A 25,383-nucleotide genomic window follows, 5' to 3' on the forward strand; every position below is an offset into this window, starting at 1 on the left:
ACTTTTTGGGTTCACTTCAGTATTACTTGGTGTGTTTACTCATGGTACAACATAATATGTCCGCATCCGCAGCAGTGTTTTGCAGTAATTTCTTGAAACACTGGATAGTTTTCTTCATCTCGGTGTTCAATGAATACCTTTTCAAAGCGATACATGTTTGGAGCATATGCCCAGTCTTGTTTCGTACGTGCATATAATGTAGATGAAAAGAACTCCTCTCCACCACAAACTACACATATTTTTTTCATTCTCATTCCCCCCTACGCTTGTCTTACTTCATTTATATGAACATGCGCATAAAAAAAAGACCTTCTATCATTAGAAAGTCTTTTCAGTCACAAAAAGAAATGTACGAAACATACCTACTCCGCTATACTCTTTCTTTTTACCAGTTTCCGTTTCAAAAGTTTGTTTTACTGTTATAAAAAACACACCGTTTCGTGTATCTGTGCTTACAAACTTCATTTTTTGTTCTTTCTTATCTACATTTTGTGTACATTCAAAGCTACCTTGATTACAAATCAATGCATACTTATCCTCTAAATAAGACTGGAAATCAGATTCTTTTGGACAAGTTAAAAGTAGTACTGCAACAAGAATAATGCTGACAATGCCTACCGCTGTATAATATTTCTTCATTGTTTCTCCTTTCAAAAAACAAGAAAACTTGACCTAAATTGCCAAGTTTCCTTAGTCCACAATCCATTGCCACTCTTGTTCTTTCTTATCAAAAATAAGCCAGCCCGTTTCGGTTGCATCTTTTTTTAATTCCTCTACGTTATCTAATACTTCATCCGTACTCTCATACGAACCAACTACGTATACAGGAATCTCTAAGCCTCTTCTCGACTCAATTTTCCCCGCTAAATCAATGTACAGCCCGTCTTCCATTAATGGAACAAGCCCAAGAATAACTTCTTTTGAAATTGCTGGGAATATTTTTGATTTTTGGAAGAAAGAAAAGCGTTTCTTTCCAAACGAACCAAGTTTGTACGGAATTACTTTGCTAAGCATTCCTACAAAATCAGCGATTCTACGGTAATACACTTTGTTGTACCAACCGTCATCGTGTGAAAAATAAACAAATCTATTTTTCAAAAGTGGGAAAAACGCTCTCCCAAGCGGTTCTTTTTTGTGAGCCAAATATAACAATTCTGCAATTTCCTTTGGCTCCAATTCATCTAAATCGCTTGCATCATCAAAATCTACCCAACAAAACTCATCAAATTCATCAATCTCTGCTTTGATTAATTTATGTATGTTTTCTTCTTCTACATATTCGAATAAAGTATGATAGTGAAAATCAGTCCACTCAAAATTATGTTTTAAAAGCAACACTTGATGAAGCGGTGAAGGGATATTACTTGCAAACTCTTCAAATGTAATTCCAGATGTAATAAAACAATGACCCCGACGATTACCATTAATATATATCATATTCTTTACTTGGTCAGATCCTCCAGACAAAGCACCTAGCCACCTTCGTTTTATATGTTTCAATTCTATAGCATATTTTAACATGAAAAATTTTAGAAACATAGAAAAAACTTCAAAAACTATTTACAATTTCATTAGTTTTATTACATACTGATTACAAGAAAAAAAGCCTATTGAAAAATAGACTTTTTTACGCGATTTCGTCCGGATTTTGCGGATGATGATTTTCAGTATGCTTTTCATTTTTTTGAAAAATGGATTGAATCTTATCAATCGTTTGTGGCGCTAACTCAATCATTTTTTCCGCTAGGTGTGTAGCATTTTGTAAGTGAAGAATATTCACGCCATCTTTATTCACTACAAGAAAAGCTACTGGAGTAATGGAAACACCGCCTGCACTCCCGCCGCCGAATGCTGGATTACCTTGTGCTCTTTGACCATCATTTGTTTGAAAATCTGATCCCCCTGCTCCAAATCCAAACGCTACTTTAGAAACAGTTAGCACTACACCGCCATCAGCCGTCTGAACAGGCTCCCCAACAATCGTATTAACATCGACCATTTCCTTTAAATTTTCCATCGCTGCTTTCATTAATCCTTGAATTGGATGATCCACCGTTCATAACCTCCTTTGTCATATCTTTCCTAGTTTTTCCTAAACCTTGTGAACTAAACATAAAATTTTATATTGATTTCAAAAATGATAAGTAATAATATTTAGAAAAAAAAAAGAGGCGATACTGTATGATACGGAAATTAACAAAGCGTGATCATGAACAAGTACTTACATTTCTAAAAGAAGAAGCAGCGATTAACCTATTTATCATTGGCGATATTGAAGCATTTGGATACGATGCAGACTTTCAAGAATTATGGGGCATTTTCACAGAGGGTGAAGCGTTACAATCCGTATTACTACGCTTTCATGATTCATTTATACCCTATGGAAAAGACGATTTTTCAGTTGCTGACTATGAAGCAATTCTTTCACCTCACAGGCCACTAAAACTTTCTGGTAAATCGGACATTGTAGAAAAACTTGAAGATTTACATGGTATACATCTCGGAACAAAAAATAAAATGTATTTTTGTGAGTGTAAAGATGATACTGCACTACCAGAAACAATACTTCATACTAGGATAAAACTAGCAACTATGGATGATGTTAAGCGAATTATGAAACTTAGAAGCAACATTGAAGAATTCCCACAGACAACAGAACAATCCGAAAAGATTTTGCGGCAATCCCTTGAAACAAATACAGGACACACATATTACATTGAAGAAGAAGGAGAAATTGTCGCTTCCGCTTCCACATCAGCTGAAAACTCTTTATCTGCAATGGTCGTTGGGGTATGTACACATCCAGATTATCGCGGCAGAGGATACGCTTCTCTCCTATTACAAAAGATGATTCAAGACTTTACTAAAGAAAGACGAACACTTTGCTTATTTTATAACAATCCAGCTGCTGGACGGATTTATAAGCGTTTAGGTTTTAAGGACATTGGAACGTGGACGATGTATCGGTAAACTTGAACACTTACTAATTAACTTTAACAATAAGAAGAAGCTCTAAGAATGCACTTAACACTTCCTCCTAAGCGTACAAAAAAACCTTTGGACATGAGCACATAGTAATAAATGTTCTCATACCGTGATATATACGCGTTCAAAAAGGAGTGTATTCATTATGTACCCTTATTGGCAACCCTATTATTTCACACACGATGTCCCTTATTTAAATGGGAATCGAACAGCTACATTTTCATCCGTACGGAATTACCGTGTCAGTAAAAATGAAGTTGCTTTAAAAAGTTATATGCGTTTACTATGGGAACAACATGTTGCTTGGACCAGAATGGCTATCATTAGCATTATCTTTAATTTACCTGATGTTAACTTTGCAATTACACGTCTCCTTCAAAATGCTCCAGATATGGGGAATTCTCTTAAACCTTTCTACGGTGACAATGCAGCAAAAAAATATAGTGATTTAATAAAAGATCACTTAGTGATTGCTGCCGATCTTGTCAAAGCAGCAAAGGCCGGTAATCAAAATGCCGCATCAATTGCAGAGAGAAAATGGTACGCTAATGCAGATGACATTGTTGAATTTTTAAGCCGTATCAATCCGTATATACCTAAAGAAGAATTTAGGAAAATGTTTTATGAACACCTAGCGTTGACTAAAGCTGAAGCAGTCGCCATTCTAAGTAAAGATTATCAAGCTGGTGTTCAATTGTATGACAGAATTGAGAAGGAAGCTTTGGAAATGGCGGATGCACTTACTGAAGGAATAATCAAACAATTCCCTCAGCTATTTCAATAAAGGCAAGATTTAATCAGTAGGCGTTTCTTCTTTGCTTTCGCTACACTTTGACGCGAAAGTCTTACCGTCCACGAATAGCGAGATAAGAAAGGACCGATTCTATCAAAGAATCGGTCTAGTTTTCATTGCCATGTACCCATGAATACTTTTCTTGCTTCAAGGTCATAACTACTTGTCTCTCAATAAATCCAAATTCTTTATACATCTCTTGCGCAAAATTCAATATTTGCTGAACTTCCTCTTCATTTTCCTTTTGAATCATTCTTTCATCCTCCTAAACCATTCCTTATACATGTAACACCATTTTTACCGTTTGCATCATATGCCCCTCAAAGTCTTCTTCAAATTTCTCTAAAGCCGCAAAGCCCTTTGCTTCATAAAACCGCTTCCCTTTTTCATTTACGGCTTCTACATGAATATAAATCTTTCGAACACCTTCTAAAAGGGTAATACCCCTTTGTAATAAAGCTGTCCCAATTCCTTTTCCTTGATGCTCCGGTAATAAATAAATAGCCCCTAACTCTGCTTCATTTTGATATTTGATAGGTGAAAAATTAGCAAACCCAACAATTTGATCTTCTACTTCTGCTACGAATAGGTGTGAATTCTCTAATCTTCTTTTCATCATCTCATCTGAATACGCTTGTTCTAAAAATTTATCTTGGATGCCTTGTGGGATAATCCCTTTATATGTATCATGCCAAGCCACTTTCGCCACTTCTTGTACAGCAGCAATATCCAGTGCATTCATTTCTCGAACTACGTATGTCATATTGATCTCCCCGTTTTCTTCAAGTTATATTCTGCTAAAACACTACAAGAAATCATATTACTATTTTCATCGTTCACTCTAATTAATTTCAAACTTTCTATAGTTGCTTTTTGTGCGCTAAAATTTTTGTATACAGTCTCCATTACACGAACAAACTGCTCTTGCTCTAAACGGTTGGCAATCGTACAATGTGGTACCCACTTCTCTGGTACATAATAGGAATGTGGATGATCGTGAAAATCTTTAAAATGATTATGAAACGATTGATGTAACTCTAGTAATCTTCCCGTTATCGTTGGGGCCAAAAAGATTGTTCCATTTGTAGGGAAAGTACCGACAGAAGCAAATTCAACTGGAAAGCACTCTATATTCTCTGTAAACTTTTCTAATTTCTCTCCATACGTTTTCAAATCCAAAGTATGATAATCGGCTAACGTAATATGAGGTTCTAAGTCTCCGTTATGTCCAAAATCTTTTAGTTCCTTTCCAATCGCTTTTACATGCTTCGAAAACCTTTCATCAAATGTAGCAATAACAGCGTACATCTTATTTCACTCCTTTACTTCTCTCAGTTCTTCCCACTCTTCACGAATCATTCCCATTCGAATAGAATCATAATATATCCCATTATAATAACGACATTTTCGCATTCTACCTTCTAACTTCATTCCAATTTTTTCTGCAACTTTCATCATTCGTTCATTTCCAGACCAGGTTGTGAGTCCAATCCTACCAATCTCCATATTTGCAAATAGCAAATCCCTATATAGTTGCAAGGCTTCTGTACCATAACCACCATTCCAATACGCTGGATTATAAATCGTAATTCCTATTTCTAACCAGCGTGACGCCTTATATTCCCAATAGAAGCCAACTGTTCCAATGATTTCGTTATCTGTTTCAATAATGAGTTGCGACAAAGGTTCCTCTTTAAGCTTAGATTGCAAACTCCCTTTATACACAGAATACTCCTGAATCGAAAATGGGAAATATGGTGCATCCCACTTTTTCCACTCAGGTTTTTCTTCCTTATATATTTGTGAATATAAAGAATCTATATCCTTCTCGTCTATTTTTCTTACAATTACTTTTTTACCTTGTAAATATATATGTTCCATATTTCCCCCATACTATTAAGTTGTATATTAGAATTTACCATATCATAATAATATATTAAATTTTTAGAAAAATCAAAACAAAGGCGCGAATTTTGTTGTATAATATTGTAAAAAAGACGGAGGGGTTTGATGTTACACAAAGCATCCCAATTTACGATAAAACTTTCATCAATCGTTTTATCACTTTTACTATTACTAAATCTACCTTATTTATTTATGACTCAAGGTAGATTCACCTTTCAACCGATTCAATTTTTCAAACAGATCTCTATTATGTTAAAACAGGTTTTCTCTCCAGATTCTCTCATCGTTCTATCATCAGACGCGAAGTTTGGTAATTTCAAAAAAACGCCATTATTCCCAACTGTTTTAGAACCTTACGTATATTCGTTTACTGTTCTATTTGTAGCTTTTTTTCTTGCACTCTTTCTTTCATCTAGCATGGCATTTTTTTATTTTTTAGCAAAAGATTCTATCAAAAAGTGGATAAACCGATTTGTTTTTATACTAGAGGCTGTCCCTGATATGATGATGATGATTTGTTTGCAAATGTTTTTCATTTGGTTACTCAGGAAATTTGGAGACTCTCCAGTCACAATTATTTCTTTTAATGAAAATCGAGCTTATTTACTCCCTATTTTATCTTTAACTATTTTACCTACATTACAAATGTTTCGGATGATGATTTTATATATAAAAGAAGAACACGAAAAACAATATGTGGAAGTTGCTTACGGAAAGGGGCTTTCATCAAGTTATATACTACGTGTACACTTATTTAAAAATATAGCTATCCATTTCTTTCACCATTTAAAAACAATTTTCGTTTTCTTACTTTCTAATTTGTTCATTTTAGAATTTATTTTTAATATGCAGGGTATTATTCAATTTTTATTTAGGAAGGCGTTTATTTCCCCACCTGCTACATTTATCGTACTTATCATGATTATTTTACCGTTTTATACGATTTTTCAAATCACTTCTTTTATGATGAACAGATGGCAAAAACAAATAAAAGGAGAAACTCTATGAAATCTATTTGGAAATCAAAGCGCTTTTTAATCGGCTTTACTTATCTCTTCATACTTGTTTCAGCTAGTTTTATTTATAGTTGGTTTTTTAAAGATAACATCTCAAAACCTCCTCTGTTACTATACAATGACAATTACGAATTAATTGGAAAGGCACCCTTTTCACCATCAGTAATGCCGCCCTTTGGATCTGATCGTTTTGGGGAGTCTGTTTTTTTACAAATTTTAGATGGAGCAAAATTCACAATTTTATTTGCCGTAGTAATTAGTTTCCTTCGACTTTTATGTGGAACATGTATAGGAATCCTCTTAAGTTTATATGCGCCAAAGTTTAAGAGATTTTTCCAGACATGTTCAGAAGTTTTTTATTATATCCCAACTCTATTTATCGCATTCATACTCATCACGCCTATTAATATTGTAATCACATCGAATGCTGATCGACTAAATCCAAATATTTCATTTGCTCTTTATCAAGCACTCATACTTATTTTTGTCGCTCTGCCTACAATTTCTTTATATATCTCCTCAGAAGTTGATGAATTTATGAAGCGAGATTACATATTAAGTTCACAGTTAATGGGGGCAAGCCGTTTTCATATTATTAAAAAACACTTACGAGCCTTATTGCTCGACCGCGCATTTGTTTTATTTATGGAGCATATTGTCCAAACGCTCATACTCATGATTCATTTAGCTTTGCTTAACATTGTAATCGGCGGGGTACAAATGCGAGAAATGAATGAAGGCGAATACAAAGCCGTTTCACTTTCTAATGATTGGGCAGGGCTTATTGGACTAAATCGTTATGAAATGAATCTGTCATTGTGGATTGTCTTTTATACTCTCGTCGCATTCTTCATTACTATTCTTTTTATTAAGTTCATGACACTTGGAATTCAAGATGCACTTAAAGCAAGAAGTTCGCAAACTTTAGCAGTTCAATCCATTCCAGATCAAAAAACATTTGTCAAAAATAAAGATTCTTTTTCATTTGCTTCTCTAGAAAAGAAAAATCAATCTTCGCTGCATTTATAAAAAATTAAATTCCTTATAACGGTTCTTTATATGATTTGGGAGACGATAATTGTGAAACGAGTTCAAGAACTATATCAACAATTTCAAGAAGAAATGGGATGGAATCATAATGATAGACGCAATGAATTTCAGCACAGTAAAGAATTTCTCTTATATACACATATGTTACTGACAACAGAGGTCGCTGAAGTCGCCGAGGAATTCCGAACCCTCTTTTTCAGAACTGAACAACTAAAAAAAGAAGGTGTTTCTGAACATGAAGCATATGCCCAGGTAAAGGAAGAAATACGTGAAAATCTCGGTAAAGAGCTTGCAGATTGTCTCGCTTATTTATGTAAGTTAGCTAACTTTTTTGAGTTTAACTTAGAAGAAGAACTTAGTAAAAAACTAGAGGAAGTACGCATTCGCTCTCAAAGTCTACAAACTAAAAAATAGGAGGATATTTCCCCTCCTATTTTTTAGTTATATATTTTTAATTTCTTCTCTATCATAACTCTTTATGAAATGAATAACTTACCTTTCCATAACCTTCTCGTTCGTAAAAACGGTGAGCATCTATACGCGGAAAAGCTGATGTCAGTGCAATACAAGTACACCCCTGTTCTTTCCCCCATTTTTCTATATATGATAGCAATACCTCACCATACCCTTTCGACCGATGAGCCTCCGCTGTTACAAGGTCATATACAAAAACATGTTTCTTATTATAAAAATTCGTACGTATTGCTACCCCAGCAAGGCTAACAACTTCACTATCTTCATTACATAAAGAAAACATTTGGTAATTTTCTTCTTTCATATGACGAAATAAAGATTGAGCTTCCTCTTTCATAAGTGCAGTTCGTAATTGTTGTAACACGGGTAATACCTCATCTAATTGTTCTTCTGTTTTTATTTCCTTAACATTCATCAGTAATCTCTCCTAACTATTTATAAAATTTTCTAAATGTTATATCATTAGTATAAATAGAACCTGCCCTTTTCTTAAGTGGCAGTTTATCTCTTTTTTATAAGGCCAGTTTTAAAGGAGAGCCCATACAATGGATTTAATCATTCCGCTACAATTAGAAAGTCAAACACCTATCTATATACAAATTTACGATTATATAAAACACGAAATCTTAAAGGGAACACTCCTAGCTGGAACATGTCTCCCATCTCACCGAAATTTAGCATTACAACTTGGTGTTAGCCGCATTACAGTCGAATCAGCTTATCAGCAATTGTCTGCTGAAGGATATGTAGAGAGTAAACCAAAGCGCGGTATATTTGTTGTTGAAGTAGATGTAGACGTTATCCCTAATCAACAGCAAAAACTCTCTTACCCATTAGAAAAAATAAGAAACGAGCTCATTCGTTTTGATTGTAGCCAAGGGAATATCGACCAAACAGTCTTTCCGCTCTCAAATTGGAAAAGAGCAATACAAGAATGTTTACTCCAATATGAAAACGACTTATTTACAAAAGAAGACCCGCAAGGAGAACAAATACTTCGCACTCACATTGCAACGTATTTATATCATGCTCGAGGAGTTCATTGCACACCTAACCAAATTATTATTGGTGCTGGTACACAACCCCTTCTTTGGCTACTCTTACAATTGCTTGGAAAGCAAAAATCATACGCCATAGAAAACCCTGGATTCCACCGCGTAAAAGCAATCATTCAAAGTTGCGGTCTTCCCAGCCACCCTGTCCCATTAGATGAGAAAGGAATAAACATGTCATCTCTTCATGATTGCAAGGCTAACGTTGCTTACGTTACTCCTTCTCATCAATTTCCATACGGTATGATTATGCCTTTATCAAGGCGACTTGAGTTATTAAAATGGGCCAATGATTGCTCAGGATATATTATTGAAGACGATTATGACGGAGAGTTTCGCTACGTTGGAAAACCTATCCCTTCCCTACAGGGACTCGATTCAAATGAACGTGTTATTTACATGGGAACTTTTTCAAAGTCATTTTTGCCTTCCTTAAGAATGGGCTATATCGTCCTTCCAAATCATCTTTTGGATACTTATAATAACTTAAATGGTATCTTTAAACAAACTGTTTCTAAAATTCCGCAGCTTGCTCTTGCTAGTTTTATTCACAAAGGGGATTGGGACCGACATTTAAATCGTGTTCGTACATTATATAAGAAAAAACATCATACATTAGTCAAATCACTTTTAAGCCAAATGGGCACTAATATTGATATACTTGGAGATCAATCCGGACTTCATATCGTGCTACATATTCATAACGGCATGAACGAACAAGAACTCATTCAATCAGCTGCTGAAAAACATGTAAAAGTTTACCCTCTATCCATATACGATTCAGTAAATAACCTACAAAAAGAAGCTTATATATTACTAGGTTTCGGAGGGATACCAATCGATGCAATTGAAACCGTAGTAACATTATTAAAAGAAGCTTGGTTTACTAAAAAAAACTGCTCCTCGCAAAAATAATTGCAAGAAGCAGTTTTTTTATGTCTAATCATTTGATGTTTGCCCTGAACGCGATGAAATCCCTGGGCGTTTCACACCAGTTGTTTCAGTTGAATAAGAAGCTTCAATGATGGCACTTGAATCTACAGAGAGAACGAGATCTTTCATCTTTGGATAAATAAAACGGTTTGTAATACAATAGATAATTCTCTGGTGCTCTCCTAAAAAACCACCTTCTCCATGTAGATACGTAACAGAAAGTTGTAACTCCTTCATAAGAAGTTCACCAATTTCTTTATTTTTACTCGAAATAATCATGACACTCTTGCCTTGATTAATACCATCTAATATGAAATCTATCATTTTCGTAACAATGTAGAAAATTGCAAGTGAGAACATCGCTTGCTCAATTGAAAATAAAATAGCGACAAATACAAAAATAACAGCATTTACAGCAAGTAAAAATGTACTAATCGGCACTTTAAAATGTTTGTTCATCCAGACTGCTAACATTTCTGATCCGTCAATTGCACCGCCCATTTTCACAACAATTCCTACTCCAATTCCAAATAATACTCCACCATACAATACAATTAGTAATTCAGACGTTGTAATCGCTGGAAATGGCTTCAAATAAATTAATCCGAGAGTTGTTACGACATTTGCATAAGAGGTACGAATAAAGAACTTTTTCCCCATTACTTTTGCAGTAAATAATAGAATTGGAATATTAAGTCCTAAAAACACACCATACAGCGGCAATCCAGCAACCTTATTTGCCATAATAGCGATAGCTGTTACCCCACCGTCTACTAGTCCATTGGGTGCCAAAATCAGCTCTAATGAGCCAGCTACAATAATCGATCCAATTGTTAATAACACATATTCAAATATTCTTTTCATTGATTACCCCCAAAACAGATATATTTTCTTAGTATTATCATACCGAAAATTCTCTATTTTTGCAAAGAAACGGCTATATTTACACAAATTCGACACTTTTTTGGAAATATATATATTCTATTTCTAAATCATATATAATTATTTTATCGAATTTTTAGAAAAGGAGTTTTTTCATGTTACAAAAGTTATTCAACTCCCCTATCTTATCTGTAGACGCATTACACCCAGGTTATGAAGATCATGCAAGTGACGTCTGGCTCGTAAAAACAGAAAAAGAGGAAGTTATCGTTCGATCTTCTAAAATGAAAACTGATCCAAACAATGATTTTTGGTGGGGATGTAAACACTTATTTGGAATTGACCCGAGAAATGTACACGCGCTAGAAACGATACATAAACAACTGCAACAGTATACAACGCTCCCTATCCCTAACGTATTACAAAAGCATACATTAGATCGAGAGTATGTTGTTGTTGAAAAGTTAAACGGTCAAGTACTCAAATCATTTATAAGACAACCAGAGTCTACCTTATATAGCCTCGGAAAAGGCTTAGCTCAAATCCATCAATATAAAGCAAATTATATTGGGAATCTGTCTGGAACTTTTCAAATTCCGCTTCATAAATTTCACCAACATATAATAGACGTAAGTAAACGACTTGTAACCATGTTTTACTCTAATCATTCTAAAATAAATGACTCATTCGAAGTTTTCCAGTCACAACTTTATGCGCTACCGACACCAAAAGAAGCAACTCTCATTTTAATTGATATGGACCCAACTCAATTTTTAACAGATGGTATAAAGATTACTGGATTAGTAGATACTGAGGCTTACGTGGTTGCACAAAGAGAGCTTGATTTTATCGGATTAGAATATGTATTTACAGAAAAAGAGGCCAACGCTTTCCGGAAAGGTTACGAGACAATTATGCCCATCCCTAATTTAGAACAATGCAGAGCACCGTACCGATATTTATATCGGTTATTATCCGTTCAAGGAAATGTGGACTTGGAGGAATGGTTGCAACACCCTTCCTTTTTCTAAAATACTCTTAAGAAGATTACGATATGCAGATTAGAAAACAGAAAGAATTATCACTGACTAAAATTCATCATATTATGCATTCAGCTCATATTTGCAAACGAAATGATGGCGCCGATTCCCCATCAAACTTATACGTCGATATTCTTAAGAAGCTAAAAAAACAGTTAAACATTGATTTAATAGCAACAAAAAAGCTGAATCGACGTAAAACGATTCAGCTCTTTCCTCAATTATTTTTTTCTTAATATATTCACAACAGCAGTCGTTTCATCATTTTCTTTATATACGCGCGGAATTCTTCGATCTAACATACAAGTCACTTCATAGTTAATTGTCCCTAACATATCGGCGATTTCTTCTACAGGAATTTCTTCCTCACCTTGTTTACCGTAGAAAACTACTTCATCCCCTACTTGTACAGGCATTGCGTTTGTAACATCTAACATTAACTGGTCCATACAAACGCGACCAAGAACTGGCACACGAACTCCATTAATTAACGCATGTCCTTTATTAGACAATTGACGATTATATCCATCTGCATATCCAATTGGAACAGTAGCAATCCACTCTTCACCTGTTGCTACATACGTGTTCCCATAGCTCACACCATGATTTTTTTTTGCATGTTTAATATGAGCTACTTTTGATTTTAATGACAATGCTGGTTGCAATGACACAACAGTATGATCTACTTCTTGTGAAGGGTACATACCGTAAATCCCGATTCCAACGCGAACCATATTTTGAAATGTGTTACTAAGTTCCATTGATCCAGCACTGTTGGAACTGTGTATATATGGTAGATGAATTCCCATTTCTTTCGCTGTAGTAACAGCTTTCTCAAATAAATTCGTTTGCATATTTGTGTATGTTTTATCTATTTCATCAGCTGTAGAATAATGTGTAAACACACCTTCCATTTCTATATGTTTCATGTTTTTTAGTTCTTCCAAAAATGGTGCTACTTCTTCTTCCTGCAAACCAATGCGACTCATCCCTGTATCGATTTTCACTTGAATACGTGCTTTTTTTCCTAATCGCTTCGCTACTTCATCAATACCTTTTAAATCTTCTATTCTATATACCGTCATCATAATATCATATTCAATAGCATCTTTAGCAGCTTCTACTGGTGTATACCCCAAAATTAATATCGGTACAGAAATTCCAGCCTCGCGCAGTTCAATTCCTTCATCTACAAAAGCAACAGCAAGTTGATTCACTCCCGCTTCAATCGCTGCTTTTGCAACTTCAACCGCCCCATGTCCGTATGCATTCGCTTTTACCGCCGCCATCATTGTCATATTTTCATCGTTCACACGTTTTTTAAATTCTCTCACATTATGTTTTATAGCATCTAAATTCACTTCAACAATTGTATCTCTTCCATATCTCAAACTCATCGGTCTAAACTCCTAACTCAATAATTGCTTTCCATTCTATTTCTCGTTCATTATGACCTTTTACAATATAATACTTTTCCATTTCTTAGTCAAACTACTGGAATTTTCGGAATTTTAAGTATGTTATAATACTCCTAAGACATTATTATATATGGAGATGAGGAGAATTACAATGTTTGTTCAAGCTGCATTACATCAACTTAAAGTTGCTATTGATACATCTATAGCAATGCTTAATCAACTCACTGAATTAGATTTACAAAGTGAACCAATTCCAAATAAAAGATCCTTATTTGAAATGTATGCTCACCTTTCACTTATTTGTCATGCCGATTTACTCATTTTAAATGAGGCTACACAAGAAGAATTACATAACTTTTATCTTGAACATACTCCAAAGACGCTTCATCAAATGAAGCAGAATATGTTCCGAGGATATACGCTTCTTTCTAAAACATTTTTATCCTATTCGGATGATGAACTAGCTGAAAGTACAACTTCATATTGGGGTGTTTCCTATTCCCGTTTTGAATGGTTATTAGAAATTGTGACACACTTCTATCATCATCGTGGACAAATTCATATTTTATTAGTTGAACATGGTAAAGATCCTAAAATTTCATTATTCGAATGATTTTTCATTCGAATAATAAATAATCATATGACACCAAATTCCTTTAACGCATAGGCTATCCCGCCTTCACTTGCCTTTTTTGTAACAAAGTCTGCCTTTTGCTTTAGCCTTTCCCCGCCATTTCCCATGGCAATTCCTAAACCTACATACTCTAACATATCAACATCATTTCCACCGTCTCCAAAAGCAATCGCTTCCGATTTACAAATATTCAGGTAATTCAGCACCTTTTTAATAGCAGTTAGCTTAGAAACTTCAGTATCCTCAAGCACATTCATAACATACCCATGAAAACGCTCAAATTTAAGTGCTGGAAATCTTTCTAGAAATTTTCGAGCTTCTGTTTCATCTGCATATAAACACACACAATAAACCTCTTCTGAAAGGGATTTCATTTTTTCAGGATATTGTTGTAGATATAAAGTCTCTTTTAACGCTTTCATTACCCGTTCATCATTAGAAGCTATGCCATTCATTGCGAACTCCTCTGTAAAATAAGAAACACCATGACCATTTAACTCAGCAAAAGTTGTGATAGCATGAACGGTTTCTTTCGACAGCACAGATTTATGTATAACTGTATCTTTATATTTTATATGTGCACCATTCGCAGAAATAAACGTATCAACACCTAACTCTTTAAATTCTAAGCATAAATTGTAAGGTCTTCCTGTTGTAACTACTACTTTCATACCTTTATCAATTACTCTCCGTATAGCTTCTTTCGTACTAGCATGCATACTTCTATCAATTTCACTTAATAAAGTGCCATCAACATCAAAAAAGACAACTTTATACATATTATCTCTTCTCTCCCATTAACAAATTTCTTTATACTAACACGATTGTAAACATAATTTCCCATCATATCAAAATAAAAAAGCAATTCTTCATTTATCATAAAGAATTGCTTTTATTCACAAACACTATTTTTCTCCCACACTACCTTTCGCCTTTCCTCCAACACCCCAATGGGAACCCGGAATCTCATTTACTAGTACACGTACACGCTCAGCATCCACATCTAAACTCTTTGCAACTGCATCTGTAACATTCGAAATGAGATTTTGAATCTGCTGTTGCTTTCTACCTTCAATAACTTGAATTTGTACAATTGGCATACGCATCTCTCACTTTACTATTTATTCACAAAACATTGATACGCTGCCTAAACCTTCAAACTGCGCAACAATAGCGTCACCAGTTTTAAAAGCAATTGCTTCAGATAACGCCCCGCTTAGTACAATATCCCCTTTTTTCAATCCTTCATTTTGTAATCCAAGCTTATTTACCGCCCAGGCAATCGCAGTCGCTGGATGCCCAAGTACAGCTGCTCCTGTTCCAGTTGTAGCCACTTTACCGTTTTTCGACATAACCATTCCAATATTGGCTAAGTCTATTTCCTTAGCGCCCATCCATTTACTTCCCAATAAAAACTTTGAAGATGAACAATTATCCGCGATTACATCCGGCAACGTAAATTTAAAATTCAAATAACGACTATCAATGATTTCCAAAGCTGGTGTAATATATTTCGTTGCCTTTAATACGTCATCCGCTGTAACGTTAGTGCCTTGTAAATCCTCTCCCATTAAAAAAGCAATCTCTGGTTCTACTTTTGGATGAATCAATGTTTCATACTGCACTGGTTCCCATTCAAACGCTAACATATCATGTAATAAATAACCGTAAATTGCTTCTTCAATCCCCATCATTTGTTGTTTTGCTTTACTTGTTAACCCAAGCTTTACACCAACTCGTTTGGATCCCTCTTTTATCTTTTGTTCGATTAATCGTTTTTGCAATATGTAAGCATCTTCCACTGTTAAATCTGGATGCTGATCCGTTACCTTTATCACTTCTTTTCGTTCTCTCTCTGCCTGAAGTAAATATTCAATAATCTCTGAATCTGCCCCTTTAACTAAAGCCATATTTTACACCCCCGTTTTTATCTTCCCTAATTCAGCTGCTACATCTAAAATCATATCTTCTTGCCCACCAACTACTTTTCGTCTGCCAAGTTCTATTAAAATATCACGAGCATCTACCCCAAATTTACGAGCAGCTCTCTCGGCATGTAGTAAAAAGCTTGAATAGACACCGGCATATCCCATGACAAGACTACCTTTTTGGATTTCTTGTGGTCCTGGTAACAGCGGAGCAACAATATCTTCTGCCAAGTCCATCATTTTATATAAATCTATATCTAGCTTATATCCCATGCGATCCAGTACAGCTAACAATACCTCTGTTTGCGCATTCCCCGCTCCGGCTCCAAGACAGCGAACACTTCCATCAATACGAGTTGCTCCTTCTTCAATTGCAGCAATTGTATTTGCTACTGCAACAGAAAGATTATTATGGCCATGAAAGCCAATTTCAATATTTAAAGATTGGCGCAGTGCATGAATTCGTTCTCTTACTTCATGCGGTAATAAAGCGCCAGCTGAATCTGTTACATAAACAGCTTGTGCTCCGTAGCTTTCCATAAGCCTTGCCTGTTCTACTAATTTCTCAACTGGTGCCGAATGCGCCATCATTAAAAAGCCACACACTTCCATACCTAACTCCCGAGCAAAATGAATATGTTGTGCAGAAACATCCGCTTCCGTTACATGAGTTGCTACACGAACAAGCCTTGCTCCAACGCTTTCTGCTTGTTTTAATTCATGGATAGTACCAATACCGGGAATTAGTAAGACAGCTACCTTTGCCTGTTTACATTCTTCCACTGCCGCTTCAATGAGTTTCATTTCATCTACTAACGATCTTCCATATTGCAGCGTAGAACCACCTAATCCATCTCCATGACTGACTTCAATATAATGCATACCAGCCTTATCTAACGAACCAGCTACAGACCTAACTTGTTCCTCAGTAAATTGGTGCCTCATTACATGACTTCCATCACGCAAACAAACTTCCGTTATTTTAATTGGCATATCACTATTTCGTTTCATTCATCACACCTCGCTTCTGCTCTTCCATTATTCGGGATGCAAATTCTTCACCAACTTTTAATGCGGCTGCTGTCATAATATCTAAATTACCTGCGTAAGGAGGAAAATAATCCCCGGCTCCTTCTACCTCTAAAAATACAGTCACACGGTTCCCATCAAACATTGGCTCTTGTTTTAAAGAATACCCTGGGACATATGACTTAACTTCTTCAACCATCTTATAAATCGCTTGCCCTATCAATAATTCATCCATATGTTTGACTTCACAATATACAGTGTCCCTCATTAAAATCGGAGGATCAGCAGGATTTAATATAATAAGCGCTTTTCCGTAGTCCGCTCCCCCAACTTCTTCAATCCCACGCCTTGTCGTAATCGTAAACTCATCGATATTTGCTCGTGTACCTGGACCTGCACTTAAACTAGAAATCGTAGCAACTATCTCCGCATACGTAACGTCCGCCACTTCGTTAATAGCATGAACAATCGGAATCGTTGCTTGTCCACCACATGTAATCATATTGACGTTCCGCGTTTCTACATGAGTCCTATCCTGTATGGCTGGACAAACAAATGGGCCACATGCCGCTGGTGTCAAATCTATCACTAGTTTTCCTAACTCTCTTAAAACTTCCGCATGATAAATATGGGCTTTAGCTGAAGTAGCATCAAATATAATATCCGCTATGCTAGGATTCTCAATGATCGCTTGTATACCATTATCAAAAATCTCATATCCTTCTTCTTTCGCCCGTCTTAATCCTTCTGATTCAGAATCTATCCCTACCATGGCAGTCATTTCAATACCTTTACTTTTTCTTAATTTATACATTAAATCCGTACCGATATTTCCAGAACCTATAATAGCCGCCTTCACTTTCCCCACATATATCCCCTCCGTTTCACACAATGATACAGTTATACAAATTTAATAGAAACCAAACCGAGAGACCCGAAATCAGCTTGAACTTCATCATTACATTGAACCGAAACGGCACCCGATAGTGCACCCGGCAAAATTAATTCCCCAGCCTTCAATGAAATTTGAAATTCGCTCAGTTTATTCGCTAGCCAAGCAACTGCTTGCGCAGGATGCCCTAATGCTGCCGCCCCTGCTCCAGTAGCAATTAAACTATTATTTTTATAGAGCGTCATTCCAGCTGTACGCAAATCTACTTCAGACACATTAGAAAACTTATCACCCACAACTACTCTCGCAGAAGAGCCGTTATCTGCTACTGTATCGGCAAGCTTAACCTTCCAATCTGCAATACGACTATCAATAATTTCAAGTGTAGGTACAATATATTTCGTTGCCATTAACACATCTACATATGTAATATTCGGTCCACTCAAATCTTCTGCTAAAATAAATCCAATTTCCGCTTCTACTTTTGGAGATACAAACGAATCTACAGGGATTACACTTCCACTTTCTATTTTCATACCATCTAGCAAATGTCCGTAATCCGGTTCATCCACTCCAAGCATTTGCTGCATTGCATCACTCGTAAGCCCGACTTTCTTCCCAATCACCGTGCTTCCTTGTTTTAACTTTTGTCCAACTACTTCGAGTTGAATGTTATACGAATCTGAAACAGATAGATTTGGATACCTTTCCGTAAAAGGAGAAATCGGTCTACACGTTTGTTCTGCCTGCAATAATTCATCTGCTAATTCCTTTATTAACACTTTCATATATCTCACCCCATTTTTAGAATCTATATTTAGAACCCATCAACGGAAATACCATTCCGCTGATGGAAGTTTCACTTTATAATTTCATCGTAACTGTCTTTGCCTCTGTATAAAATTCAAAACTATGACGCCCACCTTCTCGGCCAATACCACTTGCCTTAGAACCACCGAATGGAGTACGTAAATCTCGTACATACCAACAATTAATCCATAATAGTCCCGAATCAATTTGCGAAACAACTCGCTGTGCTCTTCTAAGATCATTTGTCCAAACAACTCCTGCTAAACCATAAATAGAATCATTTGCAATGCGAATTGCATCTTCTTCTGTCTTAAATGGTATAACAACTAAAACTGGACCAAAAATCTCTTCCTGGGCTACACGCATACAATTATCAACATCATATAGTACAGTTGGTTCATAGAAGTTCCCTTGTGCTAAACTTTCAATTCTTTTTCCGCCGTGTGCTAATTTCGCTCCTTCTGAAAGACCTATTTGTACGTATTGATCAACTGTTTCTAAATGTGATTTTGAAACAAGCGCTCCCATATCTGTATCTTCATCAAGAGGATCTCCTACTTTTATCTTTTTCACAGCTGTTACAAATTTCTCTAGAAACTGTTCATATATGCTTTCTTGTACAAGCAATCTTGAACCAGCTAAGCAAATTTCTCCTTGATTCCGATAAATTGCTTCAATCGATCCTTGTACTGCTTCATCTAAGTCAGCATCTTCAAATACAATATTTGCTGATTTTCCGCCTAATTCTAACGACACTGGTATTAAGTTTTCTGAGGCATTTCGCATAATCGTTTTCCCTGTATTACTTTCTCCTACAAATGAAATACGTCTTACAGAGGGATGCGTCGTCATTTTCGTTCCTACTGTGCTTCCTGGTCCAGTAATAATATTAAGCACACCTGGTGGTAGCCCGGCCTCATTCGCAATTTCACCAAGCATAACCGCACTTAACGGCGTGTAAGATGCTGGTTTCACAACTACTGTATTACCAGCAGCTAGCGCAGCTGACGCCTTCCATGTCATCTGCATAAATGGTAAATTCCAAGGAATAATTAAGCTTGTTACTCCCGCTGGTGCATATTTTGCATACGACATAAAGTTATGTTTATCATAATGTTCATGCACCATATACTTTGCCATCTCAGCGAAGAAACGAAAATTATGGGCAGAACGCGGAATATCAAAGCCACGGCTTTCTTTTATTGGTTTTCCGACATCAAGCGTCTCTATATACGCTAATTCATCTACTTTTTCCATAATCAAATCTGACATTTTGCATAAAATAGCCGAGCGTTCTTCCACAGGCATTTTACTCCATATGCCGCTTGTAAATGTGCGCCCTGCCACGTCTATCGCTCGCTTAGCATCCTCTTCACTTGCTTGCGCAACAGAGGCAAGTTTCCTATTTGTTGATGGATTGAATGTATCAAACGTCTCGCCAGACATCGCATCGACATATTGACCATCAATGAATAACTTCGCATCTTTTACTTTTATTTTTTCAGCTAATAGTTCTTTATTCATTTCCTTGCCTCCTACTCTTCAATTTCTAAAACCATCTCGATTTCAATTGTTGTGTTATTCGGCAATTGAGCCATTCCAACAGCGGAACGAGCATGTTTCCCCTTTTCTCCAAAAACATCTACTAATAAATCAGATGCCCCGTTTATCACCTTTGGTTGATCAATAAAATCTTCCGTACTGTTTACAAAACCAAGTAACTTTACAACTCGTTTCACCTTACTTAAATCACCTAATTCATTCTTTACGACACTTAATAAGTTCAACATCGACTGTCTTGCCGCCTTATATCCATCTTCTATTGATACATCCTTACCTAATTTCCCGTGGTACTCATCAACACCTTGTCCAGCAGTAAACAATAAATTCCCAACTCTTACACATCCAACATAATTCCCCACCGCTGGACGGATAGCTGGTAACGTGAGTCCCATTTCATTTAATTTACTCTCTGGTGTTTGTACTTTCTGCATATACTACACCTCTTTTTTTCATATCAATATTTAAGAAGCTCGCTGCATTTCCACCAAGCATCGCTTCCTTTTGTTCCTCCGATAACGCAAGCGTCTCGTCAATTACTTTACCTGGATGAATTTCTCGTAGTAAAAATGGATAATCCGATCCCATAAAAATCTTTTCATGCCCAAATCGTTCAATCATGTATTTAAGATTGATAGGATCATAGTTTAAAGAATCAAAATAAAATTTCTTTGCGTAATGGCTAGGAGGATATGTAGTTAATCTTAGATGCGGCCATACTTGCCATCCTTGATCTAATCGCGGCAAAATATATGGAAAAGAACCGCCACCATGAGCAAAACAAATCTTTAATCCAGGAAACTTTTCCATCATGCCGCTCCAGATAAGTGTAGCTGCTGCAAGAGCCGTTTCACTTGGCATCCCAACGGTATACATGAAATTATGATGCGGCATTCTATCTCGTCCTAACGTTTCCCATGGGTGAATAAAAATTGGAACCTGCCATTTTTCAGCCATTCGGAAAAATTCAATAAATGAAGGATCATCTAAATTTTTCCCATTTATATTCGTTCCAATTTCGATTCCATGTAACTTTAATTCCTTTATGCATCGCTCCATCTCACGAACTGCAGTTTCTCCATCTTGCATCGGCACTGTCCCTAATCCAACAAAACGATCTGGATATGCCGAGACTGTTTCCGCAATAAAATCGTTTTGAATACGTGCCATCGCTTCAGCTTCTGCTGGTTTTGCCCAATAAGAAAATGTAACAGGGATCGGCGATAATACTTGTATATCAACACCTTCGCGGTTCATATCTTCAATTCTTTTCTCCGGACACCATACTTGGTCTGTCACATCGCGAAAGTTTTTCCCTCCAACCATAATGGCAGCACCACATGTACAAGTACGATTTAATATCGGCCACCGGTCACCACCAAACTTCTCTTCAAAATCTGGAAATGTTTCAGGAATAATATGTGTATGAAAATCTATTCGCACTTCCATTCCTCCACTTCTTCTGGCATAATATGGCCACAGTTTTTACACGCTCGAATTTCCTTATTTGAATTAAAGCTATGAATTGCTTCTTTTACTTGTTTTTCAATATCGCTTAATTGAACTCGTACGCGATGCATTTCATGGTTACATTCGTCGCAGAACCAAACAAAATCCTCAAGTTCTCCTTGATTACGTTTTCTTTCAATTACTAATCCAAACGTGTCTGCGACGCGATGTGGTGAGTGTGGAACCATAGCCGGCAACATAAACACGTCACCTTCTTTCACTGTAACGACTTCACGTTTCCCTTCTTCCGTAATACACTCCACATAGCATTCACCTTTTATTTGATAAAAGAATTCATCTGAAGGATCCACATGGAAATCACGTCTTCTATTTGGTCCCCCTAAAATCATGGCAATAAACTCTGAATCTTGCCAAATCACCTTGTTATTCACCGGTGGTTTTAATAGCTCTTTATTTTCATCAATCCATTTTAGTAAATTAAAAGATTGTAATGTTTTTGACATGCTTTTTCCTCCTTATAATTCATTTATATTGTTTTAATAGGCCATCCTAATAAAGAATGAGACCTTTGTAATTCTCCTTGAAATAAATGATTTCGGATCCTCGTTGAAGAAATTCGTTCCCCACCTTCACAACAAATCTCTTCAACGATAGAAACTGCAAAATATTTCATCAGTAGCTCTATATCACCCTCGCGATTTTTTCCAAATCGAAAGTCTTCTCCTACATAAATTCCAGCTGGACATAACCTTTGTAACTCTTGAATAAAGTGACTAGCCGTTCTCGTTACATACGATTCATCAAAACGATTCACAACTACACGTTCAACACCAAGGTCTTGAAATCGATTTAATTTCTCATCAATTGATGTTAATACTTCATCTCCCTGAAAATAAGTACGTGGTGGTGGATCAAATGTATACACGACATTTGTAATTTTCAATTCTTGAGATTTCTCCACCGCGTTTCTAATAACAGTTTGATGTCCTTTATGAACACCATCAAAAGCTCCAATGGAAACAATCGATTTTATTAATTTCGGTACATAGTTATCATGTATATAAATGATTTTCACCTCTCTTTTTTAATCGGTGTCAAATATCTAAATAACCAAATTCCTTTGAAATCAAATTCGCAGTATGCATCACACTTCGAATCATCACTTGGCGATTGCTTCCTTGCATATACGTTTTCGGACCAACAATATTAAGAGCCGCAATCGTTCTCCCCGTATAAGAACGAATAGGAGCTGCAATACCATATAATCCATGCTCATTTTCGTTATCACTTACGGAATAACCTTGCTTGCGAATTGTCTGTAACTCTTCTTGAAATTTCTTCATACAGGTAATTGTATTTGGCGCCCTAGGCAAAAGCGCATGCTCTGAAGTGTACTCTAAAGAAGAAGGGTTAAATGAAAGAAGTACTTTCCCCGTACTTGTACAATATGCAGGCTTTCTAGATCCAACATGAGTTGAAATTTGAACTGAATCCTTTGATGAAACTTTCAAAATAAATACAACATCTCCTCGGTCAAACATACCAATATGCACTGTTCCATTAAATTTCTTCACGAGTTCCTCTACAATGGGAATTGCCCCACTATAAATCTCTTGTTGGAACATCACTTGATTGCCCCACTCTAACAATTTCCAACCCAATCGATATTTTCTTTGCTCATCTTGAATAAGCATTCCTTCTTCACATAATGTACGAACAAGATGGTGAACTGTACTCGGATTCATATTTAATTTCGCTGCAATTTCAGAGTTTCCTAATACTGGTTCACCGCTCGTGAAACAATTTAGAATTTTACAAATTTTACTGATAGAAGCGATCAAAATAATTTACCTCCCCTATTCCAGTTACATATTTTCAGGTTCATATATAGCTAAACATATAAGAAGATTTACATCCTAACAGTAAAATTCTTGTTATCTATTTGTAGCTCCTTCCTTTTCCACTCAAAAATGTAAGCGTGAACATTTTTGAGTTTAACTTAATGCACTTTCAGACGAATTTGTTTGCAAAGCATTATTCACAAGAGAAAGAGATTGCTGCTTTTTATACGCGTTATAAAACATCCCCATTTTGCGAACTGGATCACCAGAATAATAACGCTCATATTGTAATAAACGTTGTCCAAAGGCTTCACCACATAAATCCCAAGCGAGTTTAAATAAGCGCACACGTTCCTCAGAAGATACCCCTTCACGCCCAATATAATATTTATGCATATCATCTTGAATCTCTGGGTTCATAAAATCAGCACCTGTTGGTGACATCAACAGTCCACCAGCACCAATGGTTTGAATAATTTCAATAGCTCGTGGGTACATTTTTGGTAATAAACTACGTATTGTATCAAGCGGTAATCTCGCAGGAATAGCTTCACCATATGCATTCGTTTCATGCTCATATTCTGCTACTTGTAAGAGAGCACGAATTGTTTCTACATCTTGCATAAGTTCCGCTAACTGGTTTTGTACGTTTAAGAAACCATCTACTCCAATTGAATCTGCTAGCTTTATAGCTACTTCCGCTGCAAAAGAAAGTTTCACTAGGCCTCTTACTCCCGATTGGTGCGCAGGCTGATGTCCAATTCCAGTTTTCGGATACAGTTGATTTCCAGCTTCTACACTTTGATAAATGAATACTTTATCCCAAGGGATGAATACATTATGAAAAACAAGTAATGCATCCATTTCTTCAAACCTTGAAGCTAGTGGATGATCGAACAAAGAACGTTTGCCATCTTGCATTGGCTCGCGACAAAGAATTCTTAATCCTGGAGCATCAATTGGAACTGCAAAAGAAATCGCATGACGCTCATCACCTGGTTTAAAACTTGGATAGGAATAAATGATTACTTCATCTGTAATTGGGGCAAGTGTTGCTAGCATTTTCGCGCCGCTTACATACATTCCTTCCTCCGTTTCTTTCACCACACCTAAGTGCATCGTTGCATCTTCTTGCTGATGTGAGGCTTTACTTCGATCATTTTGTGGATTGATAATCGCATGTGTTAAAAACAAATCTTGATCACGTATATGTTTATAATAATTTTTTATATTTTTTCCCCATTCAGGATCGAATTTTTCAAAAAACCAAGAGTTACTTGCCATTGAAGTGACTGTAACATTTAAAAAGTCTGGCGTTCTTCCCATTAAACCAAACGTCGCTTTTGCCCATACCTCAAATAATTCCCGACGCGCTTTTAAATCCTCATAATTTCTTGGTACTAAAAATGCATTGGAAATCCGTTCTCCTGTCTCTTCACATATATGGGTAATTTTGTCCTGATACTCTGGATCGTGTTGCATATCATACAATTTAGCAATTTGTAAAATCGGTTCTCGAAAAACATCTTCATTTACAACATCTGTTACTCTTCTTCCACCAATCCAAATTTCAGGATTTCTCGCCTTTAACCCTTCAATATACTGAGCCCCTGTTCGAATCGCCATTTTTACCCCTCCAATATATACATTTTGAAGTTTATGATACAAATA

Annotated in this window: 32 protein-coding genes; 8 read left to right on the top strand and 24 right to left on the bottom strand. The window is 36.2% G+C overall.

Features of this window, described 5'->3' with window-relative positions; translation table 11 throughout:
* Nucleotides 1-35 precede the first annotated feature (35 nt).
* From CN373_RS02975 to ytfJ, 4 genes are all read right to left on the bottom strand, one after another.
* Complete coding sequence (locus tag CN373_RS02975; RefSeq protein WP_000717668.1) at nt 36-248, bottom strand: hypothetical protein; 213 nt, start codon at nt 246-248, stop codon at nt 36-38.
* Between the two features lie 70 nt (nt 249-318).
* A complete protein-coding gene (locus CN373_RS02980; protein WP_098358808.1) occupies nt 319-639 on the bottom strand; it encodes a hypothetical protein in 321 nt (106 codons plus the stop codon).
* A gap of 51 nt (nt 640-690) precedes the next feature.
* The gene (locus CN373_RS02985; RefSeq protein WP_000014083.1) at nt 691-1,467 is read right to left on the bottom strand and encodes a hypothetical protein; all 777 of its coding nucleotides are present in this window, start codon (nt 1,465-1,467) and stop codon (nt 691-693) included.
* A gap of 160 nt (nt 1,468-1,627) precedes the next feature.
* Nucleotides 1,628-2,053: a GerW family sporulation protein gene (gene ytfJ, locus CN373_RS02990; protein WP_000349994.1), complete on the bottom strand. Its 426-nt coding sequence runs from the start codon at nt 2,051-2,053 to the stop codon at nt 1,628-1,630.
* A 128-nt stretch (nt 2,054-2,181) separates the two neighbouring features.
* On the opposite strand from ytfJ, the gene CN373_RS02995 reads away from it, so the two are divergent.
* On the top strand, nt 2,182-2,970 hold the full coding sequence (locus CN373_RS02995) for a GNAT family N-acetyltransferase (RefSeq protein WP_098358809.1): 789 nt from the start codon (nt 2,182-2,184) through the stop codon (nt 2,968-2,970).
* Nucleotides 2,971-3,130: 160 nt separating this feature from the next.
* Nucleotides 3,131-3,769 (top strand): acetylglutamate kinase, encoded by a 639-nt coding sequence (locus tag CN373_RS03000; protein ID WP_098358810.1) that lies wholly within the window; start codon nt 3,131-3,133, stop codon nt 3,767-3,769.
* 115 nt (nt 3,770-3,884) lie between these two features.
* On the opposite strand, the gene CN373_RS25460 is transcribed toward CN373_RS03000, so the two are convergent.
* The 4 genes from CN373_RS25460 to CN373_RS03015 are packed head-to-tail and all read right to left on the bottom strand — an operon-like array spanning nt 3,885 to nt 5,659.
* On the bottom strand, nt 3,885-4,031 hold the full coding sequence (locus tag CN373_RS25460) for a hypothetical protein (RefSeq protein WP_002056541.1): 147 nt from the start codon (nt 4,029-4,031) through the stop codon (nt 3,885-3,887).
* A 24-nt stretch (nt 4,032-4,055) separates the two neighbouring features.
* Nucleotides 4,056-4,541 carry a GNAT family N-acetyltransferase gene (locus CN373_RS03005; RefSeq protein WP_098358811.1) on the bottom strand — a complete coding sequence of 162 codons (486 nt, stop codon included), beginning with the start codon at nt 4,539-4,541 and terminating at the stop codon, nt 4,056-4,058.
* Nucleotides 4,538-5,086 carry a 2'-5' RNA ligase family protein gene (locus tag CN373_RS03010; protein ID WP_000271407.1) on the bottom strand — a complete coding sequence of 183 codons (549 nt, stop codon included), beginning with the start codon at nt 5,084-5,086 and terminating at the stop codon, nt 4,538-4,540. The genes CN373_RS03005 and CN373_RS03010 overlap by 4 nt, the downstream gene beginning before the upstream one ends.
* A gap of 6 nt (nt 5,087-5,092) precedes the next feature.
* Nucleotides 5,093-5,659, bottom strand: coding sequence for a GNAT family N-acetyltransferase (locus tag CN373_RS03015; protein ID WP_000400165.1), 567 nt, complete (start codon nt 5,657-5,659; stop codon nt 5,093-5,095).
* A gap of 129 nt (nt 5,660-5,788) precedes the next feature.
* On the opposite strand from CN373_RS03015, the gene CN373_RS03020 reads away from it, so the two are divergent.
* From CN373_RS03020 to CN373_RS03030, 3 genes are read left to right on the top strand one after another with little or no spacing between them, the layout of a single operon-like run.
* Entirely contained in the window at nt 5,789-6,691 is a 903-nt protein-coding gene (locus CN373_RS03020; RefSeq protein WP_098358812.1) for an ABC transporter permease subunit, read from the top strand.
* On the top strand, nt 6,688-7,728 hold the full coding sequence (locus CN373_RS03025) for an ABC transporter permease (RefSeq protein WP_000836590.1): 1,041 nt from the start codon (nt 6,688-6,690) through the stop codon (nt 7,726-7,728). The genes CN373_RS03020 and CN373_RS03025 overlap by 4 nt, the downstream gene beginning before the upstream one ends.
* A gap of 51 nt (nt 7,729-7,779) precedes the next feature.
* Complete coding sequence (locus tag CN373_RS03030; RefSeq protein WP_000832647.1) at nt 7,780-8,163, top strand: MazG-like family protein; 384 nt, start codon at nt 7,780-7,782, stop codon at nt 8,161-8,163.
* A 52-nt stretch (nt 8,164-8,215) separates the two neighbouring features.
* On the opposite strand, the gene CN373_RS03035 is transcribed toward CN373_RS03030, so the two are convergent.
* The gene (locus CN373_RS03035; RefSeq protein ID WP_098358813.1) at nt 8,216-8,638 is read right to left on the bottom strand and encodes a GNAT family N-acetyltransferase; all 423 of its coding nucleotides are present in this window, start codon (nt 8,636-8,638) and stop codon (nt 8,216-8,218) included.
* Nucleotides 8,639-8,768: 130 nt separating this feature from the next.
* Here CN373_RS03035 and CN373_RS03040 point away from each other — a divergent pair, with 130 nt between their 5' ends.
* Entirely contained in the window at nt 8,769-10,190 is a 1,422-nt protein-coding gene (locus CN373_RS03040; RefSeq protein WP_098358814.1) for a PLP-dependent aminotransferase family protein, read from the top strand.
* Nucleotides 10,191-10,214: 24 nt separating this feature from the next.
* Here the strand turns inward: CN373_RS03040 and CN373_RS03045 are convergent, their stop codons facing one another.
* Nucleotides 10,215-11,072 (bottom strand): YitT family protein, encoded by an 858-nt coding sequence (locus tag CN373_RS03045; RefSeq protein WP_098358815.1) that lies wholly within the window; start codon nt 11,070-11,072, stop codon nt 10,215-10,217.
* Between the two features lie 173 nt (nt 11,073-11,245).
* Between CN373_RS03045 and CN373_RS03050 the strand changes: the two genes are divergently transcribed.
* Nucleotides 11,246-12,121 carry a nitrate reductase gene (locus tag CN373_RS03050; protein WP_098358816.1) on the top strand — a complete coding sequence of 292 codons (876 nt, stop codon included), beginning with the start codon at nt 11,246-11,248 and terminating at the stop codon, nt 12,119-12,121.
* A gap of 230 nt (nt 12,122-12,351) precedes the next feature.
* Here CN373_RS03050 and alr read toward each other — a convergent pair whose 3' ends face one another.
* Entirely contained in the window at nt 12,352-13,527 is a 1,176-nt protein-coding gene (gene alr, locus CN373_RS03060) for an alanine racemase (protein ID WP_098358817.1), read from the bottom strand.
* Between the two features lie 172 nt (nt 13,528-13,699).
* Here alr and CN373_RS03065 point away from each other — a divergent pair, with 172 nt between their 5' ends.
* Complete coding sequence (locus CN373_RS03065; RefSeq protein WP_000497977.1) at nt 13,700-14,161, top strand: DinB family protein; 462 nt, start codon at nt 13,700-13,702, stop codon at nt 14,159-14,161.
* 23 nt (nt 14,162-14,184) lie between these two features.
* On the opposite strand, the gene CN373_RS03070 is transcribed toward CN373_RS03065, so the two are convergent.
* The 13 genes from CN373_RS03070 to CN373_RS03130 all read right to left on the bottom strand — a co-directional run bounded on the left by CN373_RS03070 (nt 14,185) and on the right by CN373_RS03130 (nt 25,338).
* Nucleotides 14,185-14,961, bottom strand: a complete 777-nt coding sequence (locus CN373_RS03070; protein ID WP_000278942.1) for a Cof-type HAD-IIB family hydrolase — start codon at nt 14,959-14,961, stop codon at nt 14,185-14,187.
* A gap of 126 nt (nt 14,962-15,087) precedes the next feature.
* The gene (locus CN373_RS03075; protein WP_098358818.1) at nt 15,088-15,282 is read right to left on the bottom strand and encodes a 4-oxalocrotonate tautomerase; all 195 of its coding nucleotides are present in this window, start codon (nt 15,280-15,282) and stop codon (nt 15,088-15,090) included.
* Between the two features lie 21 nt (nt 15,283-15,303).
* A complete protein-coding gene (locus CN373_RS03080; RefSeq protein ID WP_098358819.1) occupies nt 15,304-16,092 on the bottom strand; it encodes a 2-keto-4-pentenoate hydratase in 789 nt (262 codons plus the stop codon).
* 3 nt (nt 16,093-16,095) lie between these two features.
* Complete coding sequence (gene dmpG / locus CN373_RS03085) at nt 16,096-17,121, bottom strand: 4-hydroxy-2-oxovalerate aldolase (protein WP_000828207.1); 1,026 nt, start codon at nt 17,119-17,121, stop codon at nt 16,096-16,098.
* Nucleotides 17,108-18,007, bottom strand: a complete 900-nt coding sequence (locus CN373_RS03090; protein ID WP_000521066.1) for an acetaldehyde dehydrogenase (acetylating) — start codon at nt 18,005-18,007, stop codon at nt 17,108-17,110. Before CN373_RS03090 ends, dmpG begins: the two co-directional genes overlap by 14 nt.
* Before the next feature lie 32 nt (nt 18,008-18,039).
* Nucleotides 18,040-18,819 (bottom strand): 2-keto-4-pentenoate hydratase, encoded by a 780-nt coding sequence (locus CN373_RS03095; RefSeq protein WP_000866051.1) that lies wholly within the window; start codon nt 18,817-18,819, stop codon nt 18,040-18,042.
* Nucleotides 18,820-18,895: 76 nt separating this feature from the next.
* Nucleotides 18,896-20,365: an aldehyde dehydrogenase gene (locus CN373_RS03100; protein ID WP_001031176.1), complete on the bottom strand. Its 1,470-nt coding sequence runs from the start codon at nt 20,363-20,365 to the stop codon at nt 18,896-18,898.
* Between the two features lie 11 nt (nt 20,366-20,376).
* A complete protein-coding gene (locus tag CN373_RS03105) occupies nt 20,377-20,835 on the bottom strand; it encodes a RidA family protein (protein ID WP_001174604.1) in 459 nt (152 codons plus the stop codon).
* Nucleotides 20,807-21,850 (bottom strand): amidohydrolase family protein, encoded by a 1,044-nt coding sequence (locus tag CN373_RS03110; RefSeq protein ID WP_098358820.1) that lies wholly within the window; start codon nt 21,848-21,850, stop codon nt 20,807-20,809. Before CN373_RS03110 ends, CN373_RS03105 begins: the two co-directional genes overlap by 29 nt.
* Entirely contained in the window at nt 21,835-22,374 is a 540-nt protein-coding gene (gene nbaC / locus CN373_RS03115; protein ID WP_000047730.1) for a 3-hydroxyanthranilate 3,4-dioxygenase, read from the bottom strand. Before nbaC ends, CN373_RS03110 begins: the two co-directional genes overlap by 16 nt.
* A 23-nt stretch (nt 22,375-22,397) precedes the next feature.
* Nucleotides 22,398-22,946: an FAD synthetase family protein gene (locus CN373_RS03120; RefSeq protein ID WP_000692525.1), complete on the bottom strand. Its 549-nt coding sequence runs from the start codon at nt 22,944-22,946 to the stop codon at nt 22,398-22,400.
* Between the two features lie 19 nt (nt 22,947-22,965).
* On the bottom strand, nt 22,966-23,712 hold the full coding sequence (locus CN373_RS03125) for an IclR family transcriptional regulator (protein ID WP_000561979.1): 747 nt from the start codon (nt 23,710-23,712) through the stop codon (nt 22,966-22,968).
* A gap of 153 nt (nt 23,713-23,865) precedes the next feature.
* Nucleotides 23,866-25,338, bottom strand: coding sequence for a 4-hydroxyphenylacetate 3-hydroxylase family protein (locus tag CN373_RS03130; protein WP_001007857.1), 1,473 nt, complete (start codon nt 25,336-25,338; stop codon nt 23,866-23,868).
* Nucleotides 25,339-25,383 lie beyond the last annotated feature (45 nt).

Origin of the sequence: Bacillus cereus, assembly GCF_002561295.1 — a bacterium.
GTDB classification, from domain to species: Bacteria; Bacillota; Bacilli; order Bacillales; family Bacillaceae_G; genus Bacillus_A; species Bacillus_A cereus_S.

What these genes read in the sequence shown, in the direction of transcription:
- dmpG (WP_000828207.1), bottom strand. Translation starts at nt 17,121, where the DNA reads ATGAAACGAAATAGTGATATGCCAATTAAAATAACGGAAGTTTGTTTG.
- CN373_RS03095 (WP_000866051.1), bottom strand. Translation starts at nt 18,819, where the DNA reads ATGAAAGTGTTAATAAAGGAATTAGCAGATGAATTATTGCAGGCAGAA.
- CN373_RS03100 (WP_001031176.1), bottom strand. Translation starts at nt 20,365, where the DNA reads ATGAATAAAGAACTATTAGCTGAAAAAATAAAAGTAAAAGATGCGAAG.
- CN373_RS03010 (WP_000271407.1), bottom strand. Translation starts at nt 5,086, where the DNA reads ATGTACGCTGTTATTGCTACATTTGATGAAAGGTTTTCGAAGCATGTA.
- CN373_RS03015 (WP_000400165.1), bottom strand. Translation starts at nt 5,659, where the DNA reads ATGGAACATATATATTTACAAGGTAAAAAAGTAATTGTAAGAAAAATA.
- CN373_RS03020 (WP_098358812.1), top strand. Translation starts at nt 5,789, where the DNA reads ATGTTACACAAAGCATCCCAATTTACGATAAAACTTTCATCAATCGTT.
- CN373_RS02975 (WP_000717668.1), bottom strand. Translation starts at nt 248, where the DNA reads ATGAAAAAAATATGTGTAGTTTGTGGTGGAGAGGAGTTCTTTTCATCT.
- CN373_RS03025 (WP_000836590.1), top strand. Translation starts at nt 6,688, where the DNA reads ATGAAATCTATTTGGAAATCAAAGCGCTTTTTAATCGGCTTTACTTAT.
- CN373_RS02995 (WP_098358809.1), top strand. Translation starts at nt 2,182, where the DNA reads ATGATACGGAAATTAACAAAGCGTGATCATGAACAAGTACTTACATTT.
- CN373_RS03005 (WP_098358811.1), bottom strand. Translation starts at nt 4,541, where the DNA reads ATGACATACGTAGTTCGAGAAATGAATGCACTGGATATTGCTGCTGTA.
- CN373_RS03045 (WP_098358815.1), bottom strand. Translation starts at nt 11,072, where the DNA reads ATGAAAAGAATATTTGAATATGTGTTATTAACAATTGGATCGATTATT.
- CN373_RS03000 (WP_098358810.1), top strand. Translation starts at nt 3,131, where the DNA reads ATGTACCCTTATTGGCAACCCTATTATTTCACACACGATGTCCCTTAT.
- CN373_RS03070 (WP_000278942.1), bottom strand. Translation starts at nt 14,961, where the DNA reads ATGTATAAAGTTGTCTTTTTTGATGTTGATGGCACTTTATTAAGTGAA.
- CN373_RS03075 (WP_098358818.1), bottom strand. Translation starts at nt 15,282, where the DNA reads ATGCCAATTGTACAAATTCAAGTTATTGAAGGTAGAAAGCAACAGCAG.
- CN373_RS03080 (WP_098358819.1), bottom strand. Translation starts at nt 16,092, where the DNA reads ATGGCTTTAGTTAAAGGGGCAGATTCAGAGATTATTGAATATTTACTT.
- CN373_RS03050 (WP_098358816.1), top strand. Translation starts at nt 11,246, where the DNA reads ATGTTACAAAAGTTATTCAACTCCCCTATCTTATCTGTAGACGCATTA.
- nbaC (WP_000047730.1), bottom strand. Translation starts at nt 22,374, where the DNA reads ATGTCAAAAACATTACAATCTTTTAATTTACTAAAATGGATTGATGAA.
- CN373_RS03110 (WP_098358820.1), bottom strand. Translation starts at nt 21,850, where the DNA reads ATGGAAGTGCGAATAGATTTTCATACACATATTATTCCTGAAACATTT.
- CN373_RS03130 (WP_001007857.1), bottom strand. Translation starts at nt 25,338, where the DNA reads ATGGCGATTCGAACAGGGGCTCAGTATATTGAAGGGTTAAAGGCGAGA.
- CN373_RS03035 (WP_098358813.1), bottom strand. Translation starts at nt 8,638, where the DNA reads ATGAATGTTAAGGAAATAAAAACAGAAGAACAATTAGATGAGGTATTA.
- CN373_RS02980 (WP_098358808.1), bottom strand. Translation starts at nt 639, where the DNA reads ATGAAGAAATATTATACAGCGGTAGGCATTGTCAGCATTATTCTTGTT.
- CN373_RS03065 (WP_000497977.1), top strand. Translation starts at nt 13,700, where the DNA reads ATGTTTGTTCAAGCTGCATTACATCAACTTAAAGTTGCTATTGATACA.
- CN373_RS03040 (WP_098358814.1), top strand. Translation starts at nt 8,769, where the DNA reads ATGGATTTAATCATTCCGCTACAATTAGAAAGTCAAACACCTATCTAT.
- alr (WP_098358817.1), bottom strand. Translation starts at nt 13,527, where the DNA reads ATGAGTTTGAGATATGGAAGAGATACAATTGTTGAAGTGAATTTAGAT.
- CN373_RS03105 (WP_001174604.1), bottom strand. Translation starts at nt 20,835, where the DNA reads ATGCAGAAAGTACAAACACCAGAGAGTAAATTAAATGAAATGGGACTC.
- CN373_RS25460 (WP_002056541.1), bottom strand. Translation starts at nt 4,031, where the DNA reads ATGATTCAAAAGGAAAATGAAGAGGAAGTTCAGCAAATATTGAATTTT.